Below are 6,727 nucleotides of genomic sequence, written 5' to 3' on the forward strand. Positions count from 1 at the left end.
CGGCCCCACTCGCCCGTCTCGGTGGGCAGGAGCCAGAGCGCGGCGCCGGTCACGGTGGCGAGCGCCCCGGAGGCGAGCACGATGAGGGCGCGGGGCGGGGTGCCCGGCTCGCGGGCGTGGCGGGCGGCGGAGCGGTCTGTCACCACGGACATGTGATCCACCCTCTCGACGACACCGGGTGATCGCTCAGGGTATCGGAGCGAACACCTACAGCATTCGGGGTTCGAACGTTAGCAAGGGGGTGTGCCGCGGCGCGAGCTTTCGGCGGAGTACGGGCGGGGCGGCCGGATAATGAGGTCCATGAAGTTGAGGATCTTCACTGAACCGCAGCAGGGCGCCACCTACGACGAGTTGCTGGTGGTCGCGCGGACCTCGGAGCGGCTGGGGTTCGACGCCTTCTTCCGCTCCGACCACTACCTGCGGATCGGGGCGGGCGACCCCGGTCCCGGATCCACCGACGCCTGGGTGACCCTCGCGGGCCTGGCGAGGGAGACCTCCACCATCAGGCTCGGCACGCTGGTCACCCCGGCGACCTTCCGGCTGCCCGGGCCGCTGGCGATCAGCGTGGCCCAGGTCGACCGGATGAGCGGCGGCCGGGTCGAGCTGGGCATGGGCACCGGCTGGTTCGACGCCGAGCACTCCGCGTACGGCATCCCGTTCCCTCCGGTCGGCGAGCGCTTCGCCCGTTTCGAGGAGCAGCTGGAGATCCTCACCGGGTTGTGGACCACGCCCGCGGACAAGACGTTCTCCTTCGAGGGCGCCCACTACCGGCTCGCCGACTCGCCCGCCCTGCCCAAGCCCGCGCAGAGCCCGAGACCGCCGATCATCATCGGCGGCTTCGGCGCCCGGCGCACCCCGCGGCTGGCCGCGCGTTTCGCCGACGAGTACAACGTGCCGTTCCGCACGCCGGAGGACACCGCCGCGGCCTTCGGGCGGGTCCGTGAGGCGTGCGAGGAGGCGGGCCGTTCCCCGATCGTGCTCTCGGCCGCGCAGACCGTCTGCGTGGGCACCGACGAGGCGGAGCTCGCGCGCCGGGCCGCGGTGATCGGTCAGGACCTCGCCGCGCTGCGTGCCGGAGGGCTGGCGGGCACCCCGCGGAGGTGGTGGAGAAGATCGGCGGGTTCGCGGAAATGGGCGCCGAGCGGATCTACCTGCAGCTGCTGGATCTGGAGGACCTGGAGCACCTGGAGCTCATCGCCGCCGAGGTGCTGCGGCAGGTCTGACCGCGGCCGTCCGCGGACGGCCCGGCCCGCCGGGGGATCACCAGGACGCCCCGGTCGAGCCGGGCCGCCGCCCGGCGGTGCGGCGCGACCGGGGATCACCTGGTCGAGCCGGCCGCCGTCCGGCGCGGCCGGGGGCCGCTCGGACGCCCCGGCCGCCGTCCTGCTCCAGCCGTTAATCGATGGTCCGGCGAATCGGACATGCGGCAGACTGTCCCGGGTGCTGCTCACCATCTCCACGACCGTACGGCCCGCCACCGACCTCGGCTTCCTGCTGCACAAGCACCCGGACCGGGTCCAGGAGTTCGGCCAGTCGTACGGCACGGCCCGCGTCTTCTACCCGGAGGCGAGCGAGGAGCGCTGCACCGCGGCGCTGATGCTCGACGTCGACCCGGTCCGCCTGGTGCGCTCACGCGGCCGGTCCACCCCCGACTACGCGCTGGGCCAGTACGTCAACGACCGGCCCTACGCCGCGTCGTCGCTGCTGGCCGGGGCGCTGGCGGACGTCTTCCGCACCGCGCGCACCGGACGCTGCGCGAGCCGCCCCGAACTGGCGGCAGGGCCCATCCCCCTGGAGATCGCGCTTCCCGCCCTGCCCTGCCGGGGCGGCCCCGAGCTGGCGCACCGCCTGTTCGAGCCGCTGGGCTGGGAGGTCGAGGCGCGGGCCGTACCGCTGGACGAGGGCTTCCCCGAGTGGGGCGACTCCCGCTACGTGCGGCTGTCGCTGCGCGGCGAGGTCCGGCTGGCCGACGCGCTCAACCAGCTCTACGTGCTGCTGCCCGTCCTGGACGACGCCAAGCACTACTGGATCGCCTCCGACGAGGTGGACAAGCTCATCCGCGCCGGAGAGTCCTGGCTGGCCGCCCACCCGGAGAGGGGACTGATCACCCGCCGCTACCTCGGCCGCCGCTGGGCCCTGACCCGGACGGCCTTCGCCCGCCTGGCCGAGCTCGGCGACGACGTGGAGGAGCTGGAGCCCCCCGCCGAGGAGGAGCCCGCCGAGACCGCCGTGCCCTCGCGGGGCGGCTCGGCGGAGGACGGGAACGGGACGGAGGCCGGAGGCAGGAAGCCGCTGAACGTGCTGCGCCGGGAGGCCGTGCTCGCCGTACTGGGCGAGCTGGGCGCGCGCACGGTCATCGACCTGGGCTGCGGGACCGGCCAGCTGGTCGGGGCGCTGCTGGCGGACCCGTCGTTCACCAGGGTCGCCGGGACGGACGTGTCGTCCCAGGCGCTCACCGTCGCCGCCCGCAAGCTGCGGCTGGACCGCATGCCCGACCGGCAGAGGGCGCGGCTGGAGCTGTTCCAGGGGGCACTGACCTACACCGACGACCGGTTCGCCGGCTACGACGCCGCCGTCCTGATGGAGGTCGTCGAGCACGTCGATCCGCCGCGCCTGGCCGCTCTCGAACGCGTGGTCTTCGGCGCCGCCCGGCCCGGCCACGTGATCGTGACGACGCCCAACGCCGAGTACAACGTCCGCTACGAGTTCCTGACGGGCATGCGCCACCCCGACCACCGCTTCGAGTGGACCCGGGCCGAGTTCGCCGCCTGGGCGGAGCGGATCTGCGCCGAGTACCGCTGCACCGCCGCGTTCCGGCCCGTCGGGGACGACGACCCCGAGGTCGGCCCGCCCACGCAGCTGGCCGTCTTCACCCTGGGAGGGGCGGAATGACCGAGGAGAGCGCCGTTCTCGCGAGCGGAGAGGGACCGGCGGACGAGACCGCCGGGCAGGAGGGGAGGGGCGGGGTGAGCAGGATCACCGTGCCGGAGATGTCGCTGGTCGTGCTCGTCGGGGTGTCCGGGAGCGGGAAGTCGACCTTCGCGCGCCGGAACTTCGCGCCGACCCAGGTGGTCTCCTCCGACTTCTGCCGCGGCCTGGTGGCCGACGACGAGAACGACCAGGCGGCCACCCCGGACGCCTTCGACGTGCTCCACTACATCGTGCGCACCCGGCTGCGCCGCGGCCTGCTCACGGTCGTGGACGCCACCAACGTGCAGTGGGAGGCCCGCAAGCAGCTCATCGACCTGGCCAAGTCGGAGAACGTCCTGGTCGACGCGATCGTCCTGGACGTCCCCGAGGAGGTCGCGATCGCGCGCAACGAGACCAGGCCCGACCGCGACTTCGGACCGCAGGTGGTCCGGCGGCAGCGCAAGGACCTGCGGCGCTCCCTGGGGAAGATCTCCCGCGACGGCTTCCGCCGCGTGCACGTGCTGCGCGGCGCCGACGAGATCGAGGCCGCAGAGGTCGTCACGGAGCGGGCGTGGACCGACCGGCGCGAGCTGACCGGGCCGTTCGACGTCATCGGCGACGTGCACGGCTGCCGCGCCGAGCTGGAGACGCTCCTGCGCGAGCTGGGCTGGCAGGTCACCCCGGCCGGCGCGACCCACCCCGAGGGCCGCACCGCGGTGTTCGTCGGCGACCTGGTGGACCGCGGCCCCGACACGCCGGGCGTGCTCCGCCTCGTCATGGGCATGGTCGCCGCCGGGACCGCGCTGTGCGTGTCGGGCAACCACGAGCAGAAGCTCGCCCGCGCGCTGAACGGGCGCAAGGTGCGGGTCGCGCACGGGCTGCAGGAGTCGCTCGACCAGCTCGCCGCCGAGCCGGAGGAGTTCCGGAAGGCCGCGCTGGAGTTCATGGACGGCCTGATCAGCCACTACCAGCTCGACGGCGGCAGGCTCGTCGTCGCGCACGCCGGGCTGAAGGAGGCCTACCACGGCCGCGCCTCGGGCCGGGTGCGCTCCTTCGCGCTGTACGGCGACACCACCGGCGAGACCGACGAGTACGGCCTGCCGGTGCGCTACCCCTGGGCGCGGGAGTACCGCGGCCGGGCCACGGTCGTCTACGGGCACACGCCGGTCACCGAGCCCGAGTGGGTCAACAACACCATCTGCCTGGACACCGGCGTGGTCTTCGGCGGGCGGCTGACCGCGCTGCGCTACCCGAGCCGGGAGATCGTCTCGGTGCCCGCCGAGAAGGTCTGGTACGAGCCCGCCCGGCCGCTGGCCGCCCCCGGCCAGGAGGCGGGCCGGCGGGACCCGGGGCTGCTCTCCATCGACGACGTGCGCGGCACCCGGCACATCGAGGTGCGCCACGGCGGCGGCCGGATCAAGGTCAGGGAGGAGAACTCCGCCGCCGCGCTGGAGATCATGAGCCGGTTCGCGGTGGACCCGCGCTGGCTGGTCTACCTGCCGCCGACGATGGCCCCGCCGGAGACCTCCCGGCTGGACGGCTACCTGGAGCACCCGGCGGAGGCGTTCGCCGAGTTCGCCGCGGCCGGGGTGCGGCGGGTGGTGTGCGAGGAGAAGCACATGGGCTCGCGGGCGGTGGCCGTACTGGCCAGGACACCCGAGGTCGCGGCGGCGCGCTTCGGCGTCGCGGACGGCAGCTCGGGCGCCGTGCACACCCGGACCGGCCGGCCGTTCTTCAGCGACCCCGCGGTCGCCGGGGAGCTGGTGGACCGGCTCCGGCGGGCGTGCGCGCCGCTCATGGACGAGCTGGGCTCGGACTGGCTGGTCCTGGACGGCGAGCTGCTGCCGTGGTCGGCCAAGGCGGAAGGGCTGATCCGCAGCCAGTACGCGTCGGTGGGGGCGGCGGCCCGCACCGCGCTGCCGGAGGCGGTCGCGGCGCTGGAGGCCGCCGCCGGACGCGGCCTGGACGTGGGCGGGCCGCTGGAGCGCACCCGGCGCCGGCTGGAGAACGCCGCCCGGTTCAGGGACGCCTACGCACGCTACTGCTGGCCGGTGGCGGGCCTGGACGGCATCCGCCTGGCCCCGTTCCAGATCCTGGCCTGCGAGGGCCGGGCGACGGCCGTGACCGAGCCGCACCCGTGGCACCTGGAGATGCTGTCGCGGCTGGACGACCCGCTGATCGCGCCCACCCGGCACGTCTACGCCGACCTGGACTCGGCGGAGTCGAAGCAGGCGGCGACCGCGTGGTGGTCGGCGCTGACCGCCGAGGGCGGCGAGGGCATGGTGGTCAAGCCGGTCACCGTGCCCGCCGAGCCGGCGCGCCCGGGCCGGGTCCAGCCGGGGATCAAGGTGCGCGGGCGGGAGTACCTGCGGATCATCTACGGTCCCGACTACACCGAGAGCCTGGACGTGCTGCGCAACCGGTTCCTGGGGCGGAAGCGCTCCCTGGCGCTGCGCGAGCACGCGCTCGGGCTGGAGGCGCTGTCCCGGCTGGCGGGAGGAGAGCCGCTGTGGCGGATCCACGAGGCGGTCTTCGCCGTCCTCGCGCTGGAGTCCGAGCCGGTGGACCCCCGGCTGTAGGGGGTGTTCCGCGCCCGGGGCTCGGGGAGGGCCGGGGACGGGGATCCGCAGAGACCTCAGGTCCCCGGCTCCGCGGCCGGGCCGGTGATCAGCGCCTTGACCGTGAGCACCTCCTCGCCCGGGGGCCCGGTCAGGCGGATCGCGAGCTCCCAGACCCCGGCCATGGAGAAGAGCCCTCCCTCGGCCAGGAAGCGGCCGGGCTCCGGCTCCCGCGCGACGACCTCCGGCGTGGCGTGTCCCATCTCGGGCATCACGGCCGACAGCACGACGGTGTCCGCGTCACCGGAGTCCAGCAGCACCTCGACCGCCCCCTTCCCGGCCACCGGTTCGCCGATCAGCACGGTCACGGCGTAGCGCGTCCCGGTGACGGTCAGCCGGAGGGGCTCGTCGCCGCCCCGGCCGAGGACGAAGAACGCCGCGGCGGCCGTCACCAGGCAGACGGCGGCGACGAGGGCACGTCTCATCGGACCGCCTCCGGTGCCGCGACGTCGACGGTGAACGGCACGGTGACGATCCGGTCGCCGGTGGCGTACTGCGCCCAGGCGAGGTAGCGCCCCGCGGCGGGGAAGCCGAAGGTGAAGCGGAGCCTGCCGGTCCCGGCCGACCCCATCTCGTGCACGTGCCCCAGGAAGGCGCCGTCCTGGCTCCGTACGATCAGGTGGCCCGCCATGCCGAGCCAGGGGCGCACCGCGCCCGAGGTCTCGACCTCGATCGTCGCGGGCGCCCGGCGACGGGAACGGCCGGGCGCAGCCGCGGCGGACCCGGCCGGCCGGCGGGTCCGGTGGGGGAGGGTTCGGCGGCCGCGGATTCGGCGGCGGCGGGTCCGATGGCGGCGGGCTCGGCCGCGGTTTCGGCGAGGGTTTCGGCGGGGGAGGGCTCGCCGCCGACGGTGAACTCGCCGGTGACGAGCTGCCCGCCGGAGTCCTCCCGCTCCAGTTCGGCGTAGGCCAGATGGCGGCCCGGCCGCGTCGCCCGCATCCTGACCTCCAGCCGCCCGGGAGCCGTCCGCAGCGGGTGCACGTGGTGGAAGGCCCGCCCGTCCTCACTGGTGACGACCAGGTGGGCCAGTGCCTCGTGGTGCACGGCCAGGTCGTCCACCGGCAGGCCGGTGGAGCCGTCGACGAGGTCGATCCGGAGGGTGAACTCCTGCCCCGCAGCCGGGCGGGCGGGCACCGTCGCCACCCGTCCCTGCACGAACGGGCGCCCCTGCGCCCCGGCCTCGGCCGTGGGGGCGGCGC

General features: G+C 74.8%; 4 protein-coding genes and 2 pseudogenes. 3 read left to right on the plus strand and 3 right to left on the minus strand.

Features of this window, described 5'->3' with window-relative positions:
* Nucleotides 1-300: 300 nt before the first annotated feature.
* The 3 genes and pseudogenes from ACWJ6R_RS27085 to ACWJ6R_RS27095 all read left to right on the plus strand — a co-directional run bounded on the left by ACWJ6R_RS27085 (nucleotide 301) and on the right by ACWJ6R_RS27095 (nucleotide 5,489).
* Nucleotides 301-1,223 (plus strand): annotated as a pseudogene (locus tag ACWJ6R_RS27085) (LLM class F420-dependent oxidoreductase).
* Between the two features lie 217 nt (nucleotides 1,224-1,440).
* On the plus strand, nucleotides 1,441-2,892 hold the full coding sequence (locus ACWJ6R_RS27090; RefSeq protein WP_449064942.1) for a 3' terminal RNA ribose 2'-O-methyltransferase Hen1: 1,452 nt from the start codon (nucleotides 1,441-1,443) through the stop codon (nucleotides 2,890-2,892).
* Complete coding sequence (locus ACWJ6R_RS27095; RefSeq protein ID WP_449064943.1) at nucleotides 2,889-5,489, plus strand: polynucleotide kinase-phosphatase; 2,601 nt, start codon at nucleotides 2,889-2,891, stop codon at nucleotides 5,487-5,489. The genes ACWJ6R_RS27090 and ACWJ6R_RS27095 overlap by 4 nt, the downstream gene beginning before the upstream one ends.
* A 56-nt stretch (nucleotides 5,490-5,545) precedes the next feature.
* Here ACWJ6R_RS27095 and ACWJ6R_RS27100 read toward each other — a convergent pair whose 3' ends face one another.
* The 3 genes and pseudogenes from ACWJ6R_RS27100 to ACWJ6R_RS27110 all read right to left on the minus strand — a co-directional run.
* Complete coding sequence (locus tag ACWJ6R_RS27100) at nucleotides 5,546-5,953, minus strand: hypothetical protein (protein WP_449064944.1); 408 nt, start codon at nucleotides 5,951-5,953, stop codon at nucleotides 5,546-5,548.
* Nucleotides 5,950-6,159, minus strand: a complete 210-nt coding sequence (locus ACWJ6R_RS27105; protein ID WP_449064945.1) for a hypothetical protein — start codon at nucleotides 6,157-6,159, stop codon at nucleotides 5,950-5,952. Before ACWJ6R_RS27105 ends, ACWJ6R_RS27100 begins: the two co-directional genes overlap by 4 nt.
* Nucleotides 6,144-6,727, minus strand: a pseudogene (locus ACWJ6R_RS27110) (hypothetical protein); the annotation flags it as partial. The pseudogene ACWJ6R_RS27110 and the gene ACWJ6R_RS27105, both read right to left, overlap by 16 nt.

Source organism: Planomonospora algeriensis (genome assembly GCF_977012225.1).